Annotated in this window: 24 protein-coding genes; 12 read left to right on the top strand and 12 right to left on the bottom strand. The window is 71.5% G+C overall.

Annotated features, from left to right (window positions below):
- The first annotated feature begins 225 nt into the window (after nt 1-225).
- The 4 genes from ACWDRB_RS43260 (at nt 226) to ACWDRB_RS43245 (ending at nt 4,745) form a co-directional block, all read left to right on the top strand.
- The gene (locus tag ACWDRB_RS43260; protein WP_449904112.1) at nt 226-1,509 is read left to right on the top strand and encodes a helix-turn-helix domain-containing protein; all 1,284 of its coding nucleotides are present in this window, start codon (nt 226-228) and stop codon (nt 1,507-1,509) included.
- 44 nt (nt 1,510-1,553) lie between these two features.
- On the top strand, nt 1,554-2,153 hold the full coding sequence (locus ACWDRB_RS43255) for a copper resistance CopC family protein (RefSeq protein WP_350728701.1): 600 nt from the start codon (nt 1,554-1,556) through the stop codon (nt 2,151-2,153).
- A complete protein-coding gene (locus ACWDRB_RS43250; protein WP_449904108.1) occupies nt 2,150-4,129 on the top strand; it encodes a cytochrome c oxidase assembly protein in 1,980 nt (659 codons plus the stop codon). Before ACWDRB_RS43255 ends, ACWDRB_RS43250 begins: the two co-directional genes overlap by 4 nt.
- Before the next feature lie 226 nt (nt 4,130-4,355).
- Nucleotides 4,356-4,745: a sensor histidine kinase gene (locus tag ACWDRB_RS43245; protein WP_449904105.1), complete on the top strand. Its 390-nt coding sequence runs from the start codon at nt 4,356-4,358 to the stop codon at nt 4,743-4,745.
- A gap of 6 nt (nt 4,746-4,751) precedes the next feature.
- On the opposite strand, the gene map is transcribed toward ACWDRB_RS43245, so the two are convergent.
- A complete protein-coding gene (gene map / locus ACWDRB_RS43240) occupies nt 4,752-5,600 on the bottom strand; it encodes a type I methionyl aminopeptidase (protein ID WP_350728707.1) in 849 nt (282 codons plus the stop codon).
- Nucleotides 5,601-5,605: 5 nt separating this feature from the next.
- Between map and ACWDRB_RS43235 the strand changes: the two genes are divergently transcribed.
- A complete protein-coding gene (locus ACWDRB_RS43235) occupies nt 5,606-5,809 on the top strand; it encodes a hypothetical protein (protein ID WP_394498652.1) in 204 nt (67 codons plus the stop codon).
- Here the strand turns inward: ACWDRB_RS43235 and ACWDRB_RS43230 are convergent.
- Together ACWDRB_RS43230 and ACWDRB_RS43225 are read right to left on the bottom strand one after the other, a co-directional pair.
- Nucleotides 5,806-6,450 (bottom strand): cyclase family protein, encoded by a 645-nt coding sequence (locus tag ACWDRB_RS43230; protein WP_449904100.1) that lies wholly within the window; start codon nt 6,448-6,450, stop codon nt 5,806-5,808. The two genes, ACWDRB_RS43235 and ACWDRB_RS43230, sit on opposite strands and share 4 nt — an antisense overlap.
- Nucleotides 6,447-6,698, bottom strand: a complete 252-nt coding sequence (locus ACWDRB_RS43225) for a CBU_0592 family membrane protein (protein WP_449904097.1) — start codon at nt 6,696-6,698, stop codon at nt 6,447-6,449. Before ACWDRB_RS43225 ends, ACWDRB_RS43230 begins: the two co-directional genes overlap by 4 nt.
- Before the next feature lie 73 nt (nt 6,699-6,771).
- On the opposite strand from ACWDRB_RS43225, the gene ACWDRB_RS43220 reads away from it, so the two are divergent.
- Nucleotides 6,772-7,761, top strand: a complete 990-nt coding sequence (locus tag ACWDRB_RS43220; protein ID WP_449904094.1) for a LysR family transcriptional regulator — start codon at nt 6,772-6,774, stop codon at nt 7,759-7,761.
- Here the strand turns inward: ACWDRB_RS43220 and ACWDRB_RS43215 are convergent.
- The gene (locus ACWDRB_RS43215; RefSeq protein WP_397371393.1) at nt 7,758-8,336 is read right to left on the bottom strand and encodes a hypothetical protein; all 579 of its coding nucleotides are present in this window, start codon (nt 8,334-8,336) and stop codon (nt 7,758-7,760) included. The genes ACWDRB_RS43220 and ACWDRB_RS43215 overlap by 4 nt on opposite strands.
- A gap of 173 nt (nt 8,337-8,509) precedes the next feature.
- On the opposite strand from ACWDRB_RS43215, the gene ACWDRB_RS43210 reads away from it, so the two are divergent.
- Entirely contained in the window at nt 8,510-9,652 is a 1,143-nt protein-coding gene (locus ACWDRB_RS43210) for a lipase family protein (RefSeq protein ID WP_397371392.1), read from the top strand.
- An 84-nt stretch (nt 9,653-9,736) separates the two neighbouring features.
- The gene (gene npdG, locus ACWDRB_RS43205; RefSeq protein ID WP_185072761.1) at nt 9,737-10,390 is read left to right on the top strand and encodes an NADPH-dependent F420 reductase; all 654 of its coding nucleotides are present in this window, start codon (nt 9,737-9,739) and stop codon (nt 10,388-10,390) included.
- Nucleotides 10,391-10,436: 46 nt separating this feature from the next.
- On the opposite strand, the gene ACWDRB_RS43200 is transcribed toward npdG, so the two are convergent.
- Genes ACWDRB_RS43200 through ACWDRB_RS43175 form a run of 6 tightly spaced genes read right to left on the bottom strand, consistent with a single transcriptional unit; the run spans nt 10,437 to nt 15,892 of the window.
- Complete coding sequence (locus ACWDRB_RS43200; RefSeq protein ID WP_350728719.1) at nt 10,437-11,042, bottom strand: response regulator transcription factor; 606 nt, start codon at nt 11,040-11,042, stop codon at nt 10,437-10,439.
- Entirely contained in the window at nt 11,039-12,121 is a 1,083-nt protein-coding gene (locus tag ACWDRB_RS43195; RefSeq protein WP_449904089.1) for a sensor histidine kinase, read from the bottom strand. Before ACWDRB_RS43195 ends, ACWDRB_RS43200 begins: the two co-directional genes overlap by 4 nt.
- A gap of 13 nt (nt 12,122-12,134) precedes the next feature.
- Nucleotides 12,135-12,848 (bottom strand): ABC transporter permease, encoded by a 714-nt coding sequence (locus ACWDRB_RS43190; RefSeq protein WP_449904086.1) that lies wholly within the window; start codon nt 12,846-12,848, stop codon nt 12,135-12,137.
- Nucleotides 12,845-13,723 carry an ABC transporter ATP-binding protein gene (locus ACWDRB_RS43185; RefSeq protein WP_449904083.1) on the bottom strand — a complete coding sequence of 293 codons (879 nt, stop codon included), beginning with the start codon at nt 13,721-13,723 and terminating at the stop codon, nt 12,845-12,847. The genes ACWDRB_RS43190 and ACWDRB_RS43185 overlap by 4 nt, the downstream gene beginning before the upstream one ends.
- Nucleotides 13,724-13,768: 45 nt before the next feature.
- Complete coding sequence (locus tag ACWDRB_RS43180; RefSeq protein ID WP_449904080.1) at nt 13,769-14,455, bottom strand: alpha/beta hydrolase; 687 nt, start codon at nt 14,453-14,455, stop codon at nt 13,769-13,771.
- A 12-nt stretch (nt 14,456-14,467) separates the two neighbouring features.
- Nucleotides 14,468-15,892, bottom strand: coding sequence for an aminotransferase-like domain-containing protein (locus tag ACWDRB_RS43175; protein WP_449904077.1), 1,425 nt, complete (start codon nt 15,890-15,892; stop codon nt 14,468-14,470).
- A 59-nt stretch (nt 15,893-15,951) separates the two neighbouring features.
- Between ACWDRB_RS43175 and ACWDRB_RS43170 the strand changes: the two genes are divergently transcribed.
- Nucleotides 15,952-17,139 (top strand): trans-sulfuration enzyme family protein, encoded by a 1,188-nt coding sequence (locus ACWDRB_RS43170; RefSeq protein WP_449904074.1) that lies wholly within the window; start codon nt 15,952-15,954, stop codon nt 17,137-17,139.
- Between the two features lie 8 nt (nt 17,140-17,147).
- Complete coding sequence (locus ACWDRB_RS43165; RefSeq protein ID WP_449904071.1) at nt 17,148-18,203, top strand: pyridoxal-phosphate dependent enzyme; 1,056 nt, start codon at nt 17,148-17,150, stop codon at nt 18,201-18,203.
- 268 nt (nt 18,204-18,471) lie between these two features.
- On the opposite strand, the gene panB is transcribed toward ACWDRB_RS43165, so the two are convergent.
- Nucleotides 18,472-19,302 (bottom strand): 3-methyl-2-oxobutanoate hydroxymethyltransferase, encoded by an 831-nt coding sequence (panB, locus tag ACWDRB_RS43160; RefSeq protein ID WP_449904068.1) that lies wholly within the window; start codon nt 19,300-19,302, stop codon nt 18,472-18,474.
- Between the two features lie 144 nt (nt 19,303-19,446).
- On the opposite strand from panB, the gene ACWDRB_RS43155 reads away from it, so the two are divergent.
- Together ACWDRB_RS43155 and ACWDRB_RS43150 are read left to right on the top strand one after the other, a co-directional pair.
- Nucleotides 19,447-20,697 carry an MFS transporter gene (locus ACWDRB_RS43155; protein WP_449904065.1) on the top strand — a complete coding sequence of 417 codons (1,251 nt, stop codon included), beginning with the start codon at nt 19,447-19,449 and terminating at the stop codon, nt 20,695-20,697.
- A 558-nt stretch (nt 20,698-21,255) separates the two neighbouring features.
- Complete coding sequence (locus ACWDRB_RS43150; protein ID WP_449904062.1) at nt 21,256-22,821, top strand: MFS transporter; 1,566 nt, start codon at nt 21,256-21,258, stop codon at nt 22,819-22,821.
- Nucleotides 22,822-22,866: 45 nt separating this feature from the next.
- On the opposite strand, the gene ACWDRB_RS43145 is transcribed toward ACWDRB_RS43150, so the two are convergent.
- Entirely contained in the window at nt 22,867-24,057 is a 1,191-nt protein-coding gene (locus ACWDRB_RS43145; protein ID WP_449904059.1) for an RNA-guided endonuclease InsQ/TnpB family protein, read from the bottom strand.
- Between the last annotated feature and the right edge of the window lie 69 nt (nt 24,058-24,126).

The raw sequence follows: 24,126 nt of genomic DNA, 5'->3' as shown, positions 1-24,126 counted from the left end.
TGCCGCCTTGCCTCGCCTGACGATTGCTGCTCAGCAGCAGTACACGTCCGATTGTCCAGAGGACAGGGAAGACGTTGCGGCACTTGTGGCCGTAGCATTACCTCCAACGGTTACCGCGGCAGTGATCACGGCAACCAGGACGGACAGGACAATGCGCATGCGCACGGGGGTTCTCCCTAGCCTATGTGAGTTGCTTGGACTTCATCTTCTCAGGGAGCGGCTGCTGTGACCACATCTGACCTAGTCGGTCTCCGCATCAAGACGGTTCGGCGGCAACGCGGCTTGTCGCAGGCCCAGCTGGCGCACCCCGAACTGTCCGACAGCTACGTCTCGTTGATCGAGAGCGGAAAGCGTACCCCCACCCCTGCGGTCTTGGAGCTGCTGGCCCAGAAGCTGGACTGCTCGCTGTCCTACCTGATCAACGGCGTCACCGCCGAACAGATGGAGGACATCGAGCTCGCCCTCGGCTACGCGCGGCTGGCGCTCGAGAACGGCGAAGTCGCCGAGGCCCGGACGCGCTTCGAGGAACTGCTGGGCAACAGCAACCTGACAGGTCTTACCTCACTTCGTCAAGAAGCCGAATTCGGTCTGGCCCTCGCCACCGAGGCCGGGGGCGATCTCGACCGGGCGATCTCGATCATGCTCAAGCTCCGTGAGGAGGAGCTCCCCGCCGAGCAGAACATCGAGGTGGCCATCGCGCTGTGCCGCGCCTACCGGGAGCGCGAGCGGCTGAGCGAGGCCGTCGAGGTGGGCGAGCAGATCCTCAGCGGCAAGTCCCGGCAGGGCTGGACCGACCTGCTGGTCGAGCTGGGCGCCACGCTGCTGGCGGCCTATCTGGAGCGCGGCGACATGCTGCGCGCCAGGCAGTTCGCGGCCGAGCTGCTCAACGCGGCCGACGCGCTGGGCACGCCGCGCTCCATCGTCGCGGCCAACTGGAACGCCTCCATCGTCGCCCGCGCCACCGGGCACAACAGCGAGGCGGTGGCCTTCGCCGAGCGGGCCCTGGCCGTGCAGGTGGAGCACGGGCAGCCGCGCAACACCGCGAGGATGCGGCTGCAGTTCGCGCGGACGCGGCTCAGGACCGGCGCGCAGGACCCCGCGGCCGTCCGCGACGCGCTGCGCACGGTGGTCGCGGAGTTCGAGCAGACCTCGACCAGCACGATCGACCAGGCCATGCTCTACATGGAGCTGGCCAGCGCCGAATACATGACCGGAGACCTCGACCAGGCCGCCGAGCACGCCGTGATCAGCAGAAACCTGCTCCCCGAGTTCGGCCACGTGCTGGGCGCGGAGGCCAACCTGCTGCTCGGCCGGGTCTGCGGCGCGGTCGGCCGGGCCGACGAGGGGCGCCGGCACGCCGCCGCCGTCAAGGGCTGGCTCACGCCGCTGCCCGACTCCCGCCGCTCGGCCCGCACCTGGTACGCCGCCGCCGAGACCATGGAGTTGCTGGGCGAGACGGACGAGGCGGTGGAGGCGTACCAGCGGGCGCTGGCCTGCGCGGGGCTATAGCGAGGTCCGGGCCGGCCGGTGGCGTCGGTAGCCTTGGGGGTGCCATGAAGAGATCCCCGCTTGCGGCCCTCGCCGCGACTGCCGCCGCCCTGCTCGTGCTCGTGTTCGGCATGGCGGCTCCCGCGCTGGCGCACGACGCGCTCAAGAGCAGCTCCCCGGCCAAGGACGCCGAGGTCAAGAGCCTCGACGAGGTGCGGCTGGAGTTCACCGCGGGCGTGCGCCTGCCGTTCGTCATCGTACGCGGCCCCGGCGGCGCCGAGCTGCAGAGCGGCAAGCCCGAGGCCGACGGCAAGGTGGTGACCCAGGCGGTCAAGGAGCCGCTGCCCGACGGGAAATACACGATCGCCTACCGCGTCGTGTCGTCCGACGGGCATCCGATCGAGGGCGAGATCCCGTTCAAGGTGAAGGGGGCGCAGACACCGTCCCCCAGCGCCTCCAGTAGCGCGGCGCCCGCCACTTCGGCACCGGCCACCTCAGCGCCGGCCACCCAGAACGAGGCGCCGCCCGCGCAGACCTCGCCCGCCACTGATCAGGCCTCGGCCGGTCAGCCGGTGGGCTTCCCCGTCTGGCTCGTCATCGTGATCGGCGCGCTCGTCGGCATCGGCATCGGTTTCCTGCTCAGCGCGCGGAAGAAGAAGCCATGAGCAAGGCGGCGCGGCTCGCGCTCGGCGGGGCGGCCGCCGCGGTCGTCGCCCTGGTCATCGGCATGATCGCCGGCGGCAGGGCGTTCCCCAGGATCATTCCGGGCCTGCCCGACTCCGGCGCGGTCGTCCGATGGGGGCTGCCGCTGTCCAAGCTGCTCATGGACGTGGCGGGCGTGGCCACCGTGGGCCTGCTGCTCATGGCCGCCGCGCTGCTGCCCAACGACAAGGGCGTGCTCGGCAGGACCGCCGGCCAATACGTCAAGGCCGGCTCGTGGGCGGCCCTCGCCTGGGCCGGCTCGGCCTTCGTGGCCATCGTGTTCAGCACCGCCGAGTCCATCGGCAGGACCGTTCCCCAGATCCTCGACCGCACCTTCCTCACCAGCTACGCCACCCAGACCACGCAGGGCGTGGCGCTCACGCTCGTGGTGCTGTTCGGGGTGGCGATCGCGCTGTTCTCCCGCGGCGCCATCACCGCGGGGGCCGCGGCGGGCCTGCTGGTCTTCGCGCTGGTGACGCTGCTGCCCGCGCCGCTCACCGGCCACACCTCCTCCTCGCCCAACCACGACCTCGCCACGTCGGCGGTCTCGCTCCACCTGCTCGCCCTCGCCCTGTGGGTGGGCGGGCTCGCCGTGCTGGCCATTCACGCGGTCCGCAAGCAGCCGCAGCTCGAGGTGGCCGCGCGCCGGTTCTCCGACATGGCCGTGTGGTGCTACGCCGGGGTGGGGCTGTCCGGCGTGTTCAGCCTGATCGCGCGGCTGGGCGCGGTGTCCGACCTGTGGACCACCCAGTACGGCCTGCTCGCCGTGGTCAAGATCGTGGCGTTCGTGCTGCTCGGCTACGTCGGCTACTGGCACCGCCAGCGCACGCTGGCCGACCTCGACAAGGGCAGGCCGCGCGCGTTCACCCGGCTGGCCGGCGGCGAGATGCTGCTCATGCTGGCCACCATCGGGGTGGCCGTGGCGCTGTCGCGCACGCCGCCGCCCGACTTCAGCGTCCCCGCCGACCGGGCCTTCGAGCTGCTCGGCTTCCCCCTTCCGGCCGAGATCACGCTCGGCAACGTGTTCACCATGTGGTGGTTCGACCTGTTCTTCGCCACGGTCGCCGCCGTGCTGGCCGGGCTCTACGGGTTCGGCGTGTGGCGGCTGCGCAAGCGCGGCGACAAGTGGTCGTGGGGGCGCACGGCCTCCTGGTACGTCGGGGTCGCGCTGCTGGTGTTCGCCACGCAGAGCGGGCTGGCCCGCTACGCCAAGGTCATGTTCGACGTCCACATGATCGAGCACATGACGCTCTCCATGGTCGTGCCGATCTTCCTCGTCATGGGCGGGCCCGTCACGCTGGCCCTGCGCGCGCTCAAGCCCGCCACCCGGCGGGGCGACAGGGGGCCGCGGGAGTGGATCACGACGATCCTGCACAGCCGCTTCACCAAGGTCGTCACGCATCCCGCCATCGCCACGGCCATCTTCATCGCCTCGACGTACGCGCTGTACTTCACGCCGCTCTTCGAGTCGGCCATGGAGGAGCACCTCGGGCACATCTGGATGACCCTCCACTTTTTGCTCAGCGGGTGCCTGTTCTTCTGGGTGATCGTCGGGGTCGACCCCGCGCCCAACCGGCTCCCGCACGTCGGGCGGCTGCTCATGCTCTTCATCACCATGCCGTTCCACGCGTTCTTCGGGGTCGCGTTGATGATGATGGGCACGGTGATCGCCTCCGGCTGGTACGAGCAGCTGGGCCGCACCTGGGGCGCCACGCTGCTGCAGACGCAGCAGGACGGCGGGGCCATCGCCTGGGGCTTCGGCGAGATCCCGACGCTCATCGTGCTGCTGGCCATCGCCATCCAGTGGTATCAGGACGACGAACGGCAGGCGCGGCGCACCGACCGCAAGGCCGACCGCTCAGGCGGCTCAGGGGATTCGGAACTCGATTCCTACAATGCCTACCTCGCCCGTCTCAACCGCGCGGACAAAGGTGAGTGACAAGGTTTCCGGCGAGTAGCCGTTCGGCCATGGCCTTCTATCTTCCCACTACAAGTCTCTGTACCGCCAGGTAGCCTGTCTCCCAGGGGAGACGGGCATAACCCCATGACCAGCGTGCGTAGGCCTTGAGGGGGGACGCGCACCGCCAGGTGAGGGCGCCGGAGTGGGGACCGGCGTGAGCCCGGTGTGCCTAGGAAGGCGAAAGCCATTGTCGGAAGAGACACGGATGCGCGGGGGGCAGAGCCTGGCCGAGGCTCTTGAGAGCTGTCTGGCCGAATGGTCCGAGCGCACGGGGATCGCCGTCGAGACCTGGGCGCTGCCGGCCACCGACGTGTCTTCGCGGGTCTCCAGGGCCGTCATGGCCACGATCGACGAGGCCCTGTCCAACGTCGAGCTGCACAGCCGGGCCCGGACCGTGTCCATCGCCGTGACGGTCTCCAAGAGCGGGCTGCGCATGACGGTCAGCGACAACGGCCAGGGCTTTCACCCCGCGGGGGCGGGGAGCGGGATCGCCAGGATGCGGGCCGCCTTCACCGAGCTCGGCGGAAGCCTGTCGGTCAACAGCGTGCTCGGCGAGGGCACGACCGTGACCGGAGTGGTGCCCCGACGCGGCTGACGGGGGTCAGGAGAGCGTGAGGATCTCGCTGCCCGTGTCGGTGACCACGATCGTGTGCTCGAACTGGGCCGTGCGCTTGCGGTCCTTGGTCACGGCCGTCCACTTGTCCGGCCAGATGTCGTACTCGATGGTGCCCAGCGTCAGCATGGGCTCGATCGTGAACGTCATCCCCGGCACCAGCTCCACCCGCAGCGACGGGTCGTCGTAGTGGGGCACCATGAGCCCGGAGTGGAAGCTCGTGCCGATCCCGTGGCCGGTGAAGTCGCGGACGACACCGTAGCCGAAGCGCTTGGCGTACGCCTCGATGACCCGGCCCACCACGTTGAGCTGCCGCCCCGGCGCGACCGCCCTGATGGCGCGCATCATGGCCTCGCGCGTGCGCTCCACCAGCAGCCGCGACTCCTCGTCGACCTCGCCCACCAGGTAGGTGGCGTCGGTGTCGCCGTGGACGCCGCCGATGTAGGCGGTGATGTCGACGTTGACGATGTCGCCGTCCTGGAGCACGGTGTCGTCGGGGATGCCGTGGCAGATGACCTCGTTGATCGACGTGCACAGCGACTTGGGGTAGCCCTTGTAGCCGAGCGTGCTCGGGTAGGCGCCGTGGTCGACGAGGAACTCGTGGCCGACCCGGTCGAGCTCGTCGGTCGTGACACCCGGCCGGATGTGCTTGGCGACCTCGTCGAGCGCCTGGGCGGCGATCCGGCCGGCCACCCGCATGCGCTCGATGATCTCAGGGCTCTTCACGTCGGATTCGCCGGTCTTGGGGCGCTTCTTGCCGACGTACTCCGGCCGCTCGATGTGGGCGGGGACCTTTCGCATGGGCGAAACTCGCCCGGGCTGGAGCAGTGTCGTCATGAAACATGAGTCTACGGGGCAGAATTGACCCCGTGAGCGAAGGCCAATGGTGGTTCTGTCTCAAGCACATGCGGGTCGAGCCCGAGCAGGGCTGCCCCAACAAGGACCGGATGGGTCCCTACACCTCCGAGCAGGAGGCGGCCGGGGCGCTGCAGCGCGCCGCCGACCGCAACAAGGCCTGGGACGAGGCGGAGAATGACGACGACTAGGGCACGACCGCGTACGCCCTGACCGGGAAGGTTCCCATGCCCGCGACCATCGGGGGCGCGGCGTGGAAGCGGAAGCCGTTCTGAGGTAGCGCGGCCAGTCCCGTCAGATGCTCCACCAGCGGGATGCCCGCCTTCAGCAGGATCGTGTGGGCGGGGCGCTCGCCGTGCGGCGGGGTGTCGTCGATGTTGAGCGAGTCGATGCCCACCAGCGCCGCCCCCTGGTCGGCCAGCCACTGCGCCGATTCGGGCGCGAGGTAGGGGTGGCCGTGCAGGTAGGCGTCGGTGCCGAAGTGGCGGTCCCAGCCGGTGTGGATCAGCACGGCCCGTCCCCGTACGTCCAGGTCCTCGGCGATCACCACCTCGCGGCCCGCGCCGGCCCGCACCACGAGGCCGGGCAGGTCGGCCAGCTTGCTCACCGGCACCTGCGACAGGTCGGGCCCGTCGGGATAGCGGTGGTACGGGGTGTCGAGGTAGGTGCCGGTGTTGGCGGCGAGCGCGATCGTGGCGATGTGGAACTCCGTGCCCGGCGCGTAGACCTTGCGCGAGTCCTCCCGGCTCAGGTGCACCCCCAGCGTCGGGCCGGGAATGCCGGGATAAGTGACCATTCCGTCAACGATGCGGTGGCTGAGTTCGACGATCATGCGGACACTCCAACACGTGCGAGCTTGATCAGGGCGAGGACGCCGATGCCCGCCCAGATCAGGTTGAGGCCGGCCGACGGCCAGGCGGAGCTGTAGGCGCTGTTGGCCATGAGCCCGAGCGAGCCGGCGAGGTTCATGAGCTGGTACGCCGCGCCGTCGCCCGGCAACCGGGACTGCGTGACCAGGATGTACCCGGCCAGCAGCAGGGCGGCGCCGATCCAGCCGACGGCGGCGAAGAGGAGGTCCATGGCCGTCATTGTCGGGACTGACAGTCGTAAAGTACAAATAAAGAATGCTAAAGGTGCGCGTAAGCTGACCTGCATGGACATCGATCCACGGCGGCTGCGGATCCTGCACGAGGTCGCCCGCCGCGGCGGCGTCATGCGGGCCGCCGAAGCGCTCTTTCTGACCCCCTCCGCCGTCTCCCAGCAGCTCGCCCAGCTCGAACGCGAGGTCGGGCTGGCCCTCATCGACCGCTCCCAGCGCAGCGTCTCCCTCACCCCGGCCGGGCGCGTGCTCGCCGGTTACGCCGAGCGGGTGGAGGAGGAGCTGCTGGAGGCCAGGCGCGAGCTCACCCGGTTCACCGAGCGCCTGGCCGGGCCGGTGCGCATCGCCGCCTTCCCCACGGTCATCACGCACGTGCTGGTGCCCGCCATGCGGGACCTGGCCGCGCGCCACCCCAAGATCACCCCGGTCATCCACGAGGTCTTCGGCCCGCCCGCGCTGCAGGAGCTGCGCATGGGCGCGGTGGACGTGCTCATCACCGAGCAGGACATGGGCCTGCCCGGGCTGTCGCAGCCGTCGCTGAGCGCGCGGCTGCTCTACGTGGACGAATACCGCATCGTGCTGCCGCCCGACCAGCCGGACCCGGGGTCGGTCCCCGAGCTGCTGCGGCTGCCCTGGGTGGCCAGCGAGCCGAACCAGGCGTGCGGGCAGGCGCTGGAGCGGCTGGCGGGGCTGCACGGGTTCGAGCCGCGCAAGGTGCACGTCATCACGGAGTTCGGGCCCACGCTGTCGCTGGTGGCGGCCGGGCACGGGGTGGCGATCGTGCCCGCGCTGGCCCTGCTGGACGTGCCGGAGGGCGAGGTACGGGTGAGCGAGGTGCGTGACGTGGGCGCGCGCCGGCTGGACGCGGTCACGCGGGTGAGCCGTACCCGGTCGGGGGAGCCCGACCCCGTGCAGGCCGTGGTGATCGGCGCGATCGAGGAGGCCACGGCGGCGCTGGAGACGTCCCTGAGCGGACGCCTGCACAGTGCCCCCAGTGCCGCCAGCGCCCCCAGCGCCTCCGAGCCGGAGCGGTCGCGTCCCTAGTCGGCCTGTTGGGGGCCGCTGACCTTGTCCAGCAGGCGGGCCAGGCGCTCGCGCAGGCCGGGGCGGCGTTCGGGCTCTCCGGCCGCCGTGCTCACCAGGTGCTGCGCCCCGTCGAAGGTCACCAGCCCGTCCCGCGGCACCTCGATGCAGTCGTGCGCCAGCCCGGCCAGCTCCCGGTCGCCGCCCTCGATGGCAAGGATGGTCGCCCCCGTGCGCCGGGCGTCGTCCACGCGTTCGAGCAGCGGCACCGGCGCTTCCCGCTCGGCCAGCACGAACAGCGTCTCGCCCCGGGCCGCGCGCTCCAGGCGTTCGATGCCGACGCGCAAGTGGGCGGGCGCGTCGGCGGGTGGCGCCCAGCGCACCAGCGTGGGCGTGAGCTGCGCCATTCCGGAGAACCTGGCCTCGTCGGCGAGGTGCGCGGTCAGGTGCCAGGGCTCCTCATCGGGGGTGCCCACCAGCAGCAGGCCGCCGGGCGAGCGGGTGGCCCGCAGGGCGACGCCCAGCTCGCGGGCGCGTTCGAGCCAGCCGGTCTCGGCCAGGAGCTCACGCAGCAGTGCCACCGATCCTGAGTCCATTTCCCCATGGTGCCTGACGCCGCACGCGCGGGGTGGCTGATTCGGGAGTGATGTGTTGACACGAGGTGCGTTTCCCCGTCATTTCGGGCCTTGACAGGAGGTTACTCCCGGGTAACGATCGGCTCGCGGCGCCGCCGTCCCAAGTATGTGGTCCTCACGGAGAGGGGCGGTACATGTCCTTACGTGTCCGCGTCAGCATGTCCATGGTCCTGTTATTGATCATGTCCCTCATCACGACCCCGGCCCGCGCGGCGACGCCGGGAGACGTGGTCTCCGCCCAGCCCACCACCGTCTACCTCCTGCCGGGCAAGCTCCTGGAGGTTCCGGTCAACGCTTGGCACCTGCTCTACAACTCCACGTCCGCCACCGGCTCGATCAACACCGTGTCGGGGACGCTGCTCGTGCCCAAGAGCGGCTACCCGCTCGGCGCGCGCCCCATCGTCGGGTACGCCGTCGGCACCCACGGGCTCGGCGACCAGTGCGCCCCCTCGCTCAGCATGAGCCAGGGCCGGGAGGCGGAGCTCGCGCTGGTGAGCCTGTTCCTGCTCAAGGGGTACGCGGTGGCCATGACGGACTACGAGGGGCTCGGCACGCCCGGGCCGCACACGTACATGGCCGGGATCTCGCAGGGGCACGCCGTGCTCGACTCGATCAGGGCGGCCACCCGCGTGTCCGGGGCCGGGCTGTCGAACCGGGCGCCCGTCGCCGTCATGGGCTACTCCCAGGGCGGGGCGTCGGCCGGGTGGGCGGCGCAGCTGCAGCCCTCGTACGCGCCCGAGCTGCGGCTGAAGGGCGTCGCGGCCGGAGGCGTGCCCGCCGACCTGCACGCGGTCGCGGACCACTTGGACGGCGGGTCCGACTTCGGGCTGGCGGCGGCGGCCGGGGTCGGGCTGGACGCGGCCTACCCCGAGCTGAACCTTCAGGCGGACCTCAACGACCGCGGGCGTGCCCTGCTCGCCGACGCGGCCGACGACTGCGTGGGCGACCTCGGCAAGCTGTCCGGGCTGAGCTTCTCCGACCTGAGCCCGATCGACCTGCTCAACCAGCCGAAGTGGCTGGCCCGGCTCGGTGAGAACCGCCTGGGTGCCACGGCTCCGCGGGTGCCGATGTTCCTGTATCACGCGCGGGGGGACCAGATCATCCCGCTGTCCGTGGGCTCGACGCTGCGGTCCGAGTACTGCCGGGCCGGGGTGAACGTCCGGTGGACCGCGCTGCCCGCGCCGGACCACGTCACGGGAGCCGTCGAAGGAGGGCCGCTGGCCATCGAGTGGCTGGCCCTGCGGATCCTCGGGCTGCCCGCGATCGGCAACTGCTAGCCCGTACGCCGGCCGGGCCCGCACGACCGGGCCCGGCCCACCCGGTGGCGGGTACCGGGCGGCCGAGCTGGCATGATCGGGCGTATGACAGATGTGAGCGGGCTTTCCATCGGCATCCTCGGCGGTACCGGTGACCAGGGGAAAGGGCTGGCGCGGCGGTTCGCGCTGGCGGGGCACCGCGTGCTGATCGGGTCGCGTAGCGAGCAGCGCGCCCAGGACGCGGCCGGTGACATCGGGGCGGGTGCGAGCGGGGGCGCGAACGCCGCCGTCGCCGCCGAGGCCGACATCGTGATCGTGGCGGTGCCGTACGAGGGGCACAAGGCGCTGCTGGAGTCCCTGCGGGCCGAGCTGGCCGGGAAGATCGTCGTCGACTGCGTGAACCCGCTCGGGTTCGACAAGCAGGGCGCCTACGCGCTGCCGGTGGAGGAGGGCAGCGCGGCGCAGCAGGCGGCGGCGGTGCTGACCGAGAGCCGGGTGGTGGCCGCCTTCCACCACGTGTCGGCGGTCCTGCTGATGGACCCGGCCGTGGAGAAGGTGGACCTCGACGTGCTGGTGCTCGGCGACGACCGCGAGGCCACCGACACGGTGCAGGCGCTGGCCGAGGTCATCCCGGGCGTGCGCGGCGTGTACGGGGGGCGGCTGCGCAACTCCCACCAGATCGAGGCGCTCACCGCCAACATCATCTCCGTCAACCGCCGCTACAAGGCCCACGCTGGGCTGCGCATCACCGACATCTGACCCGCCCGTCGCAGGGACCTCAGCCCTGGTCGGTGGGACGGGTGTGTCACAGCCAGCCCGCGTCCTCCGCGATGCGGATGGCGTCGATCTTGTTGCGGGCTCCCGTCTTCGTGATCGCCCCCGTCAGGTAGTTGCGCACGGTGCCGGGGGAGAGGTGGAGGCGGGAGGCGATCTCCTCGGCCGAGGCGCCCCGGGCGGCCTCCCTGAGCACGGTGGACTCGCGCGGCGTGAGCGGGCTCTCGCCGTACTGCATGGCCGAGGACACCAGCTCGGAGTCCAGCACGCGCAGCCCGGCGGCGGTGCGCCTGATCGCGTCCGCCAGCCGGTCGCCCGGGGCGTCCTTGACCAGGAACGCCTCGATGCCCACCGCCAGAGCCCGGCGTACGTGGCCCGGCTGCCCCATGGCCGTGAGCACCAGGACGCGGCACGACGGGAGGCGCTCCAGCAGCGTGGCGGCGGCGGTGATGCCGTCCACCACCGGCAGGTCGATGTCCACGACCGCGACGTCGGGCCGCACCCGCAGGGCTTCGGGCACGATCTCGTCGCCCCGGGTCACCTCCGCGACCACCTCGATGTCCTGCTCCAGGCGGAGGAGGGCGGTGAGGGCGGCGCGGATCATGTGCATGTCCTCGGCCAGCAGCACCTTGATCACGCCGCGACCTCCATCGCCAGGAGGAAGCCACCGGCGCCGGTCCGGGCCGCGGTGCACGAGCCGCCCGCCTGGGCCGCGCGTTCCGCCAGCCCCGTGAGGCCCCCTCCGTCGGGGCCGGGCTCGGCGAGGACGCCGTCGTTGGCCACCTCCAGCCGGAGCGTGCCGCCGTTCAAGGACGTGGTGATCGTGCAGGTCGTGGCGCGGCTGTGGCGCAGGACGTTGGTGACGGCCTCGCGTACGGCCCACGCCAGCGCCTCCTCCGAGCGGCCCGGCAGCGTCACGTCCGCCAGGTGCGCCTGCACGCCGACCCCCGACGACTCCAGCAGCGCCACCGCCCGGTTCACCTCGCCGGCCAGCGACAGGGCCCGGTAACCCCTGGCGACGTGGCGTACGTCCTGGGCCGCCTCCCTGGCCACCTGCACCAGCTCGCCCACCTCCGTCCGGGCGGCGGCCGGGTCGCGCTCCATGAGCCGGGAGGCCAGGTCTCCCTTGAGCGCGATCGCGGTCAGGCTGCGCCCGAGGCCGTCGTGCAGGTCGCGGGAGATGCGCAGGCGCTCCTTGAGCACCGCCGCGTCCGCCAGCTCGGCCCTGGCCTCCTCCAGGTCGGCCGCCACGCGCGTGAACCGTACCAGCGCGTAGGTCATGGCGCCCGTGGTCGGCACGGTGACCACGTAGAAGAGGACGACGATGTAGGGGACCCCGCCCCACCACAGCGCCGTGCCCTCGTACAGCATCATCAGCACCACCAGCGCGCCGCCCCAGCCCAGCGGCAGGAACACCAGCAGCGTTCCGGCCAGCATCGGAGCCGTCACCCCCGACATGCCGCCGGGCAGCAGGTCGGGCAGGTACGTGACGACCGCCTGGAGCACGATCGTGAGCGGGTAGGCGGGCGGGCGCTCGCCGCGCAGGCCGGCCCGCATGTTCAGGTAGTGCGTGCAGATCACGGCGATCGTGGCGACCGCGGCCGCGGCGCCGTAGCCGGGGCCGTGCAGGAAGTAGGTGAGCGCGAGCAGCGAGTAGGCGGCCGAGACGGCGGTGATGAGGCCGGTCGCGAGCCGTCTGGCCGAGGAGGAGACCACGGGGTGATTATCCTTACGATCGGCGCGGTTCCCAGCGGAACCACAGCCGGAGCGCGACGAGCCCGACGACCGTCCAGGCGGCCAGGACCAGGGCGGGCACGGCCAGGTCGCCGGTCTTGACGGCGTTCACGACGGCGCTGGCGGGCAGCAGGTCCAGGGCCGGCCGCAGCCACGAGGGGAGCGGGATCGGGCCCATCGCGCCCGCGGAGACCCCCGCCACCAGGAAGACGGGCATGGTGAACGCGGCGGCCAGCTCGGCGCGGGGGATGGCGGCCGTGTACGCGGCGCCGAGCAGCGACAGCACCGCCGACCCCGCCACCGTGATCGCGGCGAACCCCAGCGGGTCCTCCGGGAACGGGACGCCGGCCACGACCCGCACGGCCACCGTGCTCAGCGCGATCATGGCAATGGTCTGCGTGGCCGTGCTGGCGATCTGGCCGAGCAGGATCTGCCCGTCCGTCAGCCGGCTCGCCCGCAGGCGCTTGAGCACGAGCTGGTCGCGGCGGGTGGCCAGGGCGACGGCGACGTTCATGAACGCGGTGATCGCCAGCAGCACCGAGATCGTGCTCTGGAAGATCGCGGCGGCGGCCGAGGGACCGACCACGTTCCTCATGAGCAGCGGCATCCCCACGGCCAGCCCGACAGGGGTCACCACGGAGGCGAACAGCATGGACCTGTCCCGCCAGAACAGGCGCGTGCCGAGGCGGTAGGTGGCGGTCAGGCTCATCGGGCGCTCTCCAGGAAGAGGTCTTCGAGGGTGGCGGCGCGGACCTCCAGGCCCGACAGGCGCAGGCCGCGCCCGGCCGCCCAGGTCAGCAGCGTCTGCGCGGCCAGGTCGGGGTCGTCGGCGCGGCAGACGGCCGTCTCGCCGTCCAGGGTGACGGGCAGCGGCAGCTCGGCCGGGTCGACGTCCGCGGGCAGCCGGAACGCCACCCGCCCCGACCGGGCGGCGAGGGTCTCGGCCATGTCCCCGGACGCGACGATCTCGCCCGCGTCCAGGATGGCCATGGCCGAGGCCAGGCGCTGCGCCTCCTCCAGGTAGTGCGTGGTCAGCAGGATCGTGGTGCCCTGCCTGGCCAGGTCGCGGACGACGGTCCAGGTGTTCCTGCGGGCCTCGGGGTCCATGCCGGTGGTCGGCTCGTCGAGGAACAGCACGTCGGGGCGGCCCAGCAGGGCCAGGGCCAGGTCGAGCCGGCGCTTCTCGCCGCCGGACAGCTGGCGCACCTTGGTGCCCCGCCTGTCCGCCAGCCCGGCCAGCTCCAGCGCCTCGTCGCGGGGACGGGGCGCGGCGGTGAAGTCGCGCCAGGTGTCGACGGTCTGGGCCACCGTCAGGTCAGGGAAGAACCCGGCCTCCTGCAGCATGATCCCGGTGCGCTGCCTGACGGCCGCGCGGTCGGTGTACGGGTCGAGGCCGAGCACGCGCACGGTCCCGCCGTCAGCCCGCTGGAAGCCCGCCAGCACCTCGACCGTGGTGGTCTTGCCCGCGCCGTTCCTGCCGAGGAGCGCGAAGATCTGCCCCTGCGCCACCTCGAACGAGATGCCCTTCACCGCCTCGAACCCCTGGTGGCTCTTCCTGAGCCCGGTCACTTCGATCGCTGTCATGCGTACGAGTGTTTCCGGGGCGATCGCGGGGCGACAGTGAAGAATTCACGACTTGCGCGAGAGCTTGAGCAGCGCGTCCGTGACGCCCTCGGGGTCGACGAGCTGGTGCAGGTGCTGGCCGGGCACGCGGACCACGGGCCAGCCCCGCCGCCCCGCCTCCTCGGCGACCTCCTCGTACGGCGGGCCGAACCACAGGCACGAGCACCTGACCTCGTCCCACCCGGCGGGCACGGGGATGGGCTGGGTGTAGTAGTCGAGCGGCAGCCGCGGCTGCTCCGCCGCCACCTTGATGCGCACGGCGGGGTCGGGCAGCATGGCCACCACGTCCTCCTCGTCCCACCAGTCGGTCCAGCGCGGCAGCACGCCGTCGGGCCCGGCCAGGTCGTGCAGGAACGGCAGGAAGCTCTCCTCCGCGACCTTGATCAGCCCTTCGCGCGGCGGGATGTGCGCGTCGGCGAAGACACACGCCACCACCCGCTCGCCAAGCCCCTCCTTGATCAGCGGCAGGAAGAAGCCGGCGTTGCTGTGCGCGGCCAGCACGACCGGCGTGTCAGGGGTGACCGCGCGCACCGCCTCGACCACCCGTGGCCAGTACGGCGCGCCGCCCGTCGCCACGCCGGTCAGGTCGGGCACCACGGCCGCGTGTCCGCGGCGTTCCAGCGACTCGGCCACGGCAGCCCAGGTCGAGGGCCCGACGGAAGGGCTGTGCACGAGTACGAAGGTCGTCTGCATAGGCCCACCCTGTCAGACCACGAGGGTGTGCCGGGACACCGGGCGATCGGTGCCGTCGAAGAACGCCCAGGCCACGGCCAGGTTGTTCACCGCTCGCGAAAGCTCGTCCTCGGGGAACAGGAAGTGCAGGCGCATGCGGTCGGCGTGCCCGCCCAGCGGGTCGAACGATCTCCCCGGCGGCACCGCGACCCCGTGCCTGAGCGCCACCTGGGCGAAGGAGTCCACGTCGCCTTGCGGGATCCGTACCCAGATGGTCTGGCCGCCGAGCGCGGGCTCGAACTCCCACGACGGCAGCCGTTCGCGCAGCTCCGCGCACAGGTGGTCGTGGCGCCGGCGCAACGTGCGCACGCGCGCCGCCCGTACCTCCTCCAGGCGGCGCAGCAGCGCGACGGCGGCCAGCTGGCTGAAGACCTCGCCCCCGAGGTCGAGCACGGCCCGCAGCCTGGCCAGCCGCGACACCAGCGGAGCCGCCGCGCGGATCCACCCGACCCGCAGCCCGCCCCAGACGAGCTTGCTCAGCGAGCCGACGGTGATGAGGTGCTCCCCCCGCTCGAACGACGCCAGCGGCGGCGGCGTCTCGCCCGTGAAGCAGAGCTCGGCGCACACCTCGTCGTCGATCAGCGGCACGTCGTGCTCGGCGGCCAGCGCGGCCAGCCGCCGGCGGGCCGGGGTGTCCATGACCGCGCCGTCCGGGTTGCGGCTGGTGGGGACGAAGTAGGCCAGCGCGGGGCGTTCGCGCAGGTCCTCCGCCGTCCCGGGCCGGACGACGGCGGCGGCGTGCCGGAACACCTCCAGCGCCCCCGGGTACGTCGGCGCCTCGGTCAGCACGGTGTCGCCGGGGGCCACCAGCAGCCCGGTGAGCAGGGTGAGCGCCTGTTGGGCGCCCGTCGTCACCATGATCTCCTCGGCCGTCGTCGGCACGCCGCGGCCGGTGTAGTAGGCGGCCAGCGCGGCACGCAGGGCCGGGTTGCCCGCGGGCTGGTAGCCCAGGTCGCGGGTGCCGGCCAGCCGCGCGCCCGCCTCCTCGTACGCTTCGAACATCGCGGCCGGCATGTCGTCCGGCGCGGCGCACGTCAGGAGCTGCACGCCGTCCGGCGGGTGCAGGATGTGGAGCAGGAGCGGATTGGTCGGCACGCCGTCGGCGGCGCGAGTCGCGGGCAGCTCGAGCGCGGCCACCCGGGTGCCGCTGCCCTGGCGGCGCACCACGCGTCCCTCCTGCTGCAGCAGGTCGTACGCGGCGACCACGGTGCCCCGGCCCACCGCGAGCCGCTTGGCCAGCACCCGGTCCGGCGGGAGCGCCCGGTCCGGCGGCAGCACGCCGTCGTCGATGAGCGCCCGCAGCCGGGCCGCGAGCAGCAGGTAGAGCGGGCCGCGGCCCGACGCCCAGCGGCCCAGGAGATCGACGAGGTCGCCGTCGGCGAGATTGGCCCCATTCATGGACCAATTCTGCCGGATTGGCTCTGATGCCGGACCGTTTCGCGGGCGATCCTTGACGCATGACCGATTCTCATCCCTCTGAGCTCCGCCCCGAGACGCGCACCGTTCACGTGCCGCAGCCCGTCATCGAGGGCAGCCGGCCGATCACCGTGCCGATCTACCAGACCTCCGGATTCGTCTTCGACGACCCCGCCGTGATGGCCGACGCGATGGGGCGGGCCGACGGGCCGTTCGTGTACGGGCGCTACACCAACCCCACCGTCCGCTCCCTGGAGGAGGCCGTCTCCGGGCTGGAGGGCGGGGTGGGGGCCGTCGCCACGGGCTCGGGCATGGGCGCGATCAACACCGTCCTGCTCGGCCTGCTCAAGCCCGGCGACCACCTCATCGCGCAGAAGTCCCTGTACGGCGGGACCGCCGCCATGATCAACGACCTGGTGGGCAGGTTCGGGATCACGGTGACGTACGTGCCCGAGAACGACCCCGCCGCCCTGCGCGCCGCCGTCCGCCCGGAGACCCGGCTCGTCTACCTGGAGACGATCAGCAACCCGATGACGCTGGTCGCCGACCTGCCGGGGATGTGCGCGGCGGCCCGCGAGCTGGGGATCGTGTCCGTGGTGGACAACACGTTCGCCACGGCCCTGCTCTGCCGGCCCATCGAGCACGGGGCGGACATCGTCGTACACTCCACCACCAAGTACCTGTCCGGGCACACCGACGTGGTGGGAGGGCTCGCCGTCTTCGCCTCCACCGAGCTCTACGAGAAGGTCTGGCACTTCGCGATCGAACTGGGCGCCTCCGCCGACCCCTTCGCCGCCTGGCTGTCGCTGCGGGGGCTGCAGACCCTCGCCCTGCGCATGGAACGCCACTGCTCCAACGCCCGCCTCCTCGCCACCCGCCTGGCCTCCCACCCCGCCATCACCGCGGTGCACTGGCCGGGCCTGGCCACGCATCCCTCCCACGAGCTGGCCGGGAAGCTGCTGTCCGACTTCGGCGGGGTGCTCTCGTTCGACCTCGCCGGCGGGCGGGCGGCGGGGGAGAGGTTCATGAGCTCCGTACGCCTCATGCTCCTCGCCCCGTCGCTGGGCGGCGTGGAGACGCTCGTCATGCATCCGGCGACGACGTCCCACCGCTCGCTCAGCGCCGGGGAGCTGGCCAGGCACGGGATCGGCGAGGGCACCGTACGCATCGCCGTGGGCATCGAGCACCCCGAGGACCTGTGGGCCGACGTGGCGCAGGCGCTGGCATAGTGGCCTGTGTGGATTACTCGGATGTACTGGCGGCGGCCAGTCGTATCGACGGGCTCGTGCTGCGTACGCCGGTGCTGGAGGTCTCGCCCGGCGTCTTCTTCAAGCTGGAGCTGCTGCAGCATTCGGGGTCGTTCAAGGTCCGCGGGGCCTTCAACCGGATGCTGTCGGCGGGCGAGCTGCCGCCCAGCGGGGTGATCGCCGCCAGCGGCGGCAACCACGGGCTGGCCGTCGCCTATGCGGCGCGGGTCCTGGGGGTGCGGGCGGAGATCTTCGTGCCCGAGGTGACGAGCCCGGTGAAGGTCGCCGGGCTCGAGGCGCTGGGGGCCCACATCACGCAGACCGGGGCCATCTACTCGGAGGCCGCCGAGGCCGCCGCCAAGCGGGCCGCGGAGACGGGGGCGTTGGCGGTGCACGCGTACGACCAGGCTGAGGTGGTGGCGGGGCAGGGGACCACGGGGCTGGAGATCGTCGAGCAGACGGGTGGCGTGGACACGGTGGTGGTCGCCGTCGGCGGGGGCGGCTTCGCCGCCGGCATCACCATCGGCACCTCCGGCCCGAGCCCTTCGCCGGGCCACCCGCCCGCAACCCCACCCACCCCGACACCCGGCTCCGCTCCGGTGCCTGGCTCCGGTGTGACGCCCGGCTCTCCTGCATCGCCCGGCTCCGCTCCGGCGCCCGGCTCTGCTGTGACGGCCGGCTCCGGGCCGCGGATCATCGCGGTCGAGCCCGAGCGGATCCCCACCCTCCACGAGGCGCTGCGCGCGGGACACCCGGTGCCCGTCGAGGTGAGCGGGGTGGCCGCCGACGCGCTGGGCGCCACCAAGATCGGCACCATCGCGTTCGAGGTCCTGTCCTCACCTCGGGTGGAGAGCGTGCTGGTGACCGACGAGGCGATCGTGGAGGCCCGGCGTACCCTCTGGGCCCGTCACCGGGTGGCGGCCGAGCCCGCGGGCGCGACGGCGTACGCCGCGCTGCTGTCGGGCGCGTACACGCCGGCTCCGGGGGAGCGGGTGGCCGTGGTGCTGTGCGGCTCCAACACCGACCCCGGCACCCTCACCCCCTGACCACCTCCCCCACCTCATGCCCAGCGTCGGACGCGGCGCCGCCCTGTGCCCAGCGGACGGGCGCGGCGTCGCCTCACGCCGCGCCCGAGCCCTTCGACGCCGGGCCTGAGCCTCGTCGCCTGACGCGTGTGCCCCGCAGCGCGGAGCTGGACCCACGGCCCAGAATCCGCGCGCTCGGAACAGCAGCCCAGTAGCGGTGGCAACCTCAGTGGTCATCCCGTCGCAGGCGGCCGTACCGCCGAGTAGGGGGCGTGTCGTCGGGCCGCCGTCAGTTGTACGTGTGCTCAGCAGCCGGGAAGGCGCCCGCAGTCACGTCGGCGGCGAAGGCGCGGACGGCGCGATCCATCTCGGCGGCCAGGTCCGCGTAGCGCTTGACGAACCGGGCGGGACGCGGGGTGAGCCCCATCAGGTCCTGCCACACCAGAACCTGCGCGTCCGTCCCCGCGCCCGCGCCGATGCCGATGGTGGGGATCGTCAGCGACGCCGTCACCCGCTCCGCCAGATCCGCCGGCACGCATTCGAGCACCACCGAGAACGCCCCCGCCCGTTCCAGGTCCTTGGCGTCCGCCATGAGCTCGTCGCCCGATTGGCCGCGCCCCTGAACGCGGTAGCCGCCCAGGACGTTGACCGACTGCGGGGTCAGCCCGAGGTGGGCCATGACCGGGACACCGGCCGACACCAGCGCCTCCACCTGCGGGACGACCCGGCGGCCGCCCTCCAGCTTGACGGCATGCGCCCCGGCCTCCTTCATGAAGCGCGCGGCCGACTCCAGCGCCTGCTGAGGTGAGGACTGGTACGACCCGAACGGCAGATCCGCGACCACCAGCGCCCGGGACGAGCCGCGCACCACGGCCGCCGTCAGGGGCAGGAGGTCGTCGACCGTGACGGGCAGCGTGGAGTCGTACCCGTAGACGACCATGGCCGCCGAGTCGCCCACCAGCAGAACGGGGATGCCCGCGTCGTCGAAGACCCTGGCCGTCATCGCGTCGTAGGCGGTGACCATGGGCCACCGCTCTCCGCGCTCCTTGGCGGCGGTGAGGTCGCGAACGGTGACCCGGCGCCCGGAGACGCCCCCGTACAGTGTGGTTGAAGAGGACATGTGTGAACCCTCCAGAAACGTCTCGAGGCGCCCCAGTGGCGTCCCCGGACTCTTCCGATGATGGCACGCGCTGTCACGTGCCGAAAAACCTGTGGCGAAACTGTCGGTGCCTCTTGCGAGAATCAGCGCGGAGGTTGAAACGACATGGCTCTCGCCCCTTACCGACGACTGGTCAAGATTCCGGGCGTTCCCGCGTTGCTGCTGATGGGGCTGCTGGCGCGGGTTCCGTCCACGGCCATGGGGATGACGCTCACCCTGCACGTGGCCATGGCGCTCGACCTGGGCTACGGCAAGGCGGGGCTGGTCACCATGGCCAACACCATCGGCATGGCGATCGGCTCGCCGTTGTCGGGGAGGTTCGTCGACAAGCACGGGTTACGTCCTGTGGTCATGGTCACGACCGTGGCGCAGGCGGTGTTCTGGGCGTGTGCGTGGGCGCTGCCGTTCCCTGCCCTGATCGGGACGGCGGCGGTGGCGGGGCTGCTGGCGTTGCCGGTGTTCAGCGTGACCAGGCAGTGTCTGGCCGCCATGGTGCCGGTCTCCCAGCGGCGCAGCGCGTTCGCGCTCGACTCCATGCTGGTCGAGCTGGCGTACATGGCCGGTCCCGCTCTCGCGGTGGCCGGGCTGACGACGCTGGACAGCAGGGTGACGATGACGATCATCGGAGTCGCCACGGCGGCGGCGGGCCTGGGCATGTTCATGCTCAATCCGCCCACCCGATCGCCCGACGAGCTCGAGGCGCAGTCGATCAAGGTGTCCAGGCGGCAGTGGCTGACGCCCGGGTTCGTGGCGTTGCTCGGGACGGCGGCGGCGGCCACGTTCGTGCTCACGGCCACGGAGCTGTCCCTGATCGCGACCATGAACAACGCCGGCCAGACCCAGTGGGTCGGCCTCGCCGTCGCCATCTGGTGCGTTTACTCCCTGATCGGCGGCTTCGTGTACGGCGGGCTGTCACGTGGCTTCTCACCCTTGGTGCTCATCGCCTCCATGGGCCTGCTCACGATCCCGGTCAGCCTGGTGAGCAGCTGGCAATGGCTGGTCGTGATGCTCCTCCCGGCAGGCCTCCTCTGCGCGCCGGCACTGTCGGCCACGGTCGACGTGCTCTCCCGGTGGGTGCCCGCCGCGGCGCGAGGCGAGGCGATGGGCTTCCACGGCACGGCCCTGCTGATCGGCGGAGCGAGCTCGGCCCCCATCGCGGGCGCCGTGATCGACGCAAGCGGGCCGACGTGGGCGTTCGTGCTCGCGGGCCTGGTGGGAGTGGCCATGGTGCTCGCCGCCGCCCCCTTCTGGCCCCGCCGCCCCGCCGACCCCCTCTCAACCTCCACCCAGACCCCGTCGGCCTCGCCCCCTTCGACCCTCACCGAGCCCACTCCAGCACCAGCCGAGGCTCCTTAAGCCGGTGGCCAGCAGCGCCCCGGCGATCGGCGGCTCCTAAAGCCGACGGCCGGTGGTCCTCCGACCGGGGCGTGGCGGCGCGGGGGACGGGTGATCGTCGGCGGCTCGCGCGGCGGCCTGAGAACACGATGGCCAGTTGCTTCACGCGCCCGCTGGCACCGAGTCGGCTCGCCATCGCGTCGGACGGCAGCCGTCCGGGGCCGCGCGGTGGTGTGGGGGATGGGTGCGTGGTGATGCGGCCGTAGCGCTCCGGCGGTCACAGTCAGCGCCCGGCGGGAGCACTACGGCCGTGGGCGCTGGCTGTGACCGCGGCCGAGGTCTTGGGCGCGCTTCCTTGCTGGCGGCAAGAGCGAGGACGACCGGAGATGGCCGGAGAGAGCGGGAGACGGCTGGGCGAAGATGATCCCGAAGCGGCGGCCGACCGCGGTCAGCACCTCGGCTCGCGAGCGTTGGCGAGAGTTAACCCAGGGTTTACGAAACGGGACCGTTGCGTATCGGAATAGCTTGCGATACGGTGTCGTTGCGAAACTCGTACGTATCGAAATTGGGGGGCTCTTCGTGAGAGACGTAGTAGTGGACCCGAACGCGGGCCATCCACGCCGATGGGGGATCCTCGGCGTGCTGGTGTTCAGCCTGCTGGCCGTCGTGCTGGACAACACCATCCTCAACGTGGCGATGAAGACCATCGCCGACAAGACGGTCGGCTTGGGGGCGACGCAGAGCGAGCTGGAGTGGGCGATCAACTCCTACACGCTGGTGTTCGCCGGGTTGCTGTTCACGTTCGGGGTGATCGGCGACCGAACAGGGCGCAAGCGGATGTTGTTCATCGGCATGGCGCTGTTCGGCCTGGCCTCGCTCGCCAGCGCCTACTCGCAGGATCCGATGCAGTTGATCCTGGCGAGGGCGGCGATGGGCATCGGCGGGGCGGCGATCATGCCGGCCACCCTGGCGATCATCTCCAATGTCTTCCCGCCCGGTGAGCGGGGCAAGGCGATCGGCGTGTGGGCCGGTGGTGTGGGTCTCGCGGTGGCGATCGGGCCGATCACGGGTGGCCTGCTGATCCAGCACTTCTGGTGGGGCTCGGTCTTCCTGATCAACGTGCCGATCGTGATCATCGCCATGATCCTCATCGCGACCCTCGTACCGGAGTCGCGTGACCCGAAGCCGTCCAGGCTGGACCCGGTCGGTGTGCTGCTGTCGATCATCGGGTTGGTGGCCGTGGTGTACGGCATCATCCGCGGCGGCGGCCTCGGCACCGTCTTCAGCGCGGAGGTCCTGGTGCCGACGCTGTTCGGGCTGGTGGTGCTGGGTGCGTTCGTGTGGTGGGAGCGGCGCATCGACCACCCCATCTTCGACGTCCGCAACTTCGGCAACGTCCGCTTCAGCTCGGCCATCGGCATGATGGGCATCGTCTTCTTCGCGATGATGGGCGGGATGTTCTTCCTGACCTTCTACCTGCAGACCGTGCTGGGCTTCTCGCCGGTGCAGGCGGGGGCGCTGATGATCCCGTTCGCCGCCGCGCAGCTCATCTTCGCGCCGCTCAGCCAGCGGGTGAACGAGCGGTTCGGCGCCAAGCTGTCGGCCACCGTGAGCATGATCGTGGTGACGGCGGCCCTGGCCAGCTACGCGCTCATGGGCCAGGACACCCCGATCGTGCTGATCGAGGTCATCTTCTTCGTCCAGGGCGCCGCGATGGCGAACATCATGCCGCCCGCGACCACCGCCATCATGGAGTCGCTGCCCAGGGAGAAGGCCGGCGTCGGCTCGGCCATGAGCAACACCGTCCGCCAGGTCGCCGGCGCGCTCGGCGTGGCCGTGCTCGGCTCGGTGCTGTCGTCCAACTACCGCGGCGAGATCACGCCCGCGCTGGCCGGCCTGCCCGCCGACGTCCAGCACACCGCGGGCGAGTCGATCGTGCAGACGATGGGCGTCGCCCAGGCGCTCGGCGAGAGGGGCCAGGCGCTGATCAAGCCCGCGTTCGTCGCGTTCGTCGACGGCATGCACGTGACGGCGCTGGTGTCGGCGGTGATCGCGCTGGTCGGCGTCGCAGTGGTGGCGAAGTGGATGCCGGGCAAGACGCGCCCAGTCTCGCAGGCGGAACAGAAAGAACCGGCTGTAGTTTGACATCCTCCCCCGTCTGGAACGGTAGGCGGGGGATTCCAACCCATCTCACGCGGAGAGGAGGACAGGTTGAGGTTCGCGGTGCACCGGCCCGGCAACCCGTGGCCCTTTCCGCGCGGTCACGGCATGCCCTGCCGCCAGCTTGATATTCCTGGCCGCGTTCACGTCGGCGTTACCGGCGTATCCGCAGGATCGGCAGCGGAAGACGGCTTGGCTCTCGCGCGCCTTCGCGTCCACGATCCCGCACGCCGAGCACCGCTGGCTCGTGTACGCGGGGTTGACCCTCACCACCCGGCTCCGCGCCTTCTGCTCCAGCCGCTCGACCAGCTGTCCCCAGCCCGCCGCGAGGATCGACCGGTTCAGCCCGGCTTTCTGGGCAACGTTCCTGCCAGGCATGCGCAGGGTGCCTTTGGCCGACCGGGTCATGTTGCGGATTTTCAGGTCCTCGACGGCGATCACATCGAAGCGGCGTGCCAGATCGGTGCTGGTCTTCTCCACCCAGTCCTTGCGCCGATCCCTCTCACGCGCCTTCAACGTGGCAATCGCTCGTTTGACTCGGGTACGCCGGGCCGAGCCGCGCCTGGCGCGGGCGAGCTTGCGCAGCAGCCGTCGAAGCCGCACCTTGTCCGCGTCTCGCAGACCGGGCGCGGTGAGCAACTGGCCGGTGGACAGCGCCGCAGACACGGCCACGCCGCGGTCCACGCCGACTGCTTCACCGGTGCCCGGTGCGGGGATCGGCACGGGGATCGCGGCGAAAGCGACATGCCAGCGTCCGGCGGCGTCGCGGGTGATCCGGTAGGACTTCACGCCTTCCGGTATGGAGCGGGACCAGCGAAAACGTACCCATCCCACCTTGGGCACCTTGACCTCACCGAGGTTTCGGGACAAGCGCCGCACATCACTCGCCCGCACGGCGACGATCCGGAACCCTTCGCCACGGCCACGCCTGCGCCAGGTCGGTCTACGGTGGGTGCCGGCGAAGAATCGCGCCACCGCCTGGGCGAAGTCTTTCAGCGCCTGCTGCTGGACGATGACCGAGCCCGCTCGCAGCCAGGCGAACTCCACGCGGGCCTGGGTCAGCTGGCGGCACTGCTCGGCGAAACCGGGTGCGCTCTTGCGACCCGGCCGCCAGTGGGTGTGCTGCTCGACGGCCAGGTTCCACACGAATCGAGCGTGCCCGCAATGGTCCAGCAACGCCACTTCCTGGGAAGGCGTGGGCTGCAGGCGATAGCGGGACATGCCGAGCAACCTACCGGGCGGCACCGACGAAAGCGGGAGATCGACGTGCCCAGTCGTTCCGCGTCTCCT

This window comes from Nonomuraea sp. NPDC003707 (assembly GCF_053587055.1).
This window is presented reverse-complemented; position numbering and strand designations above follow the sequence as displayed.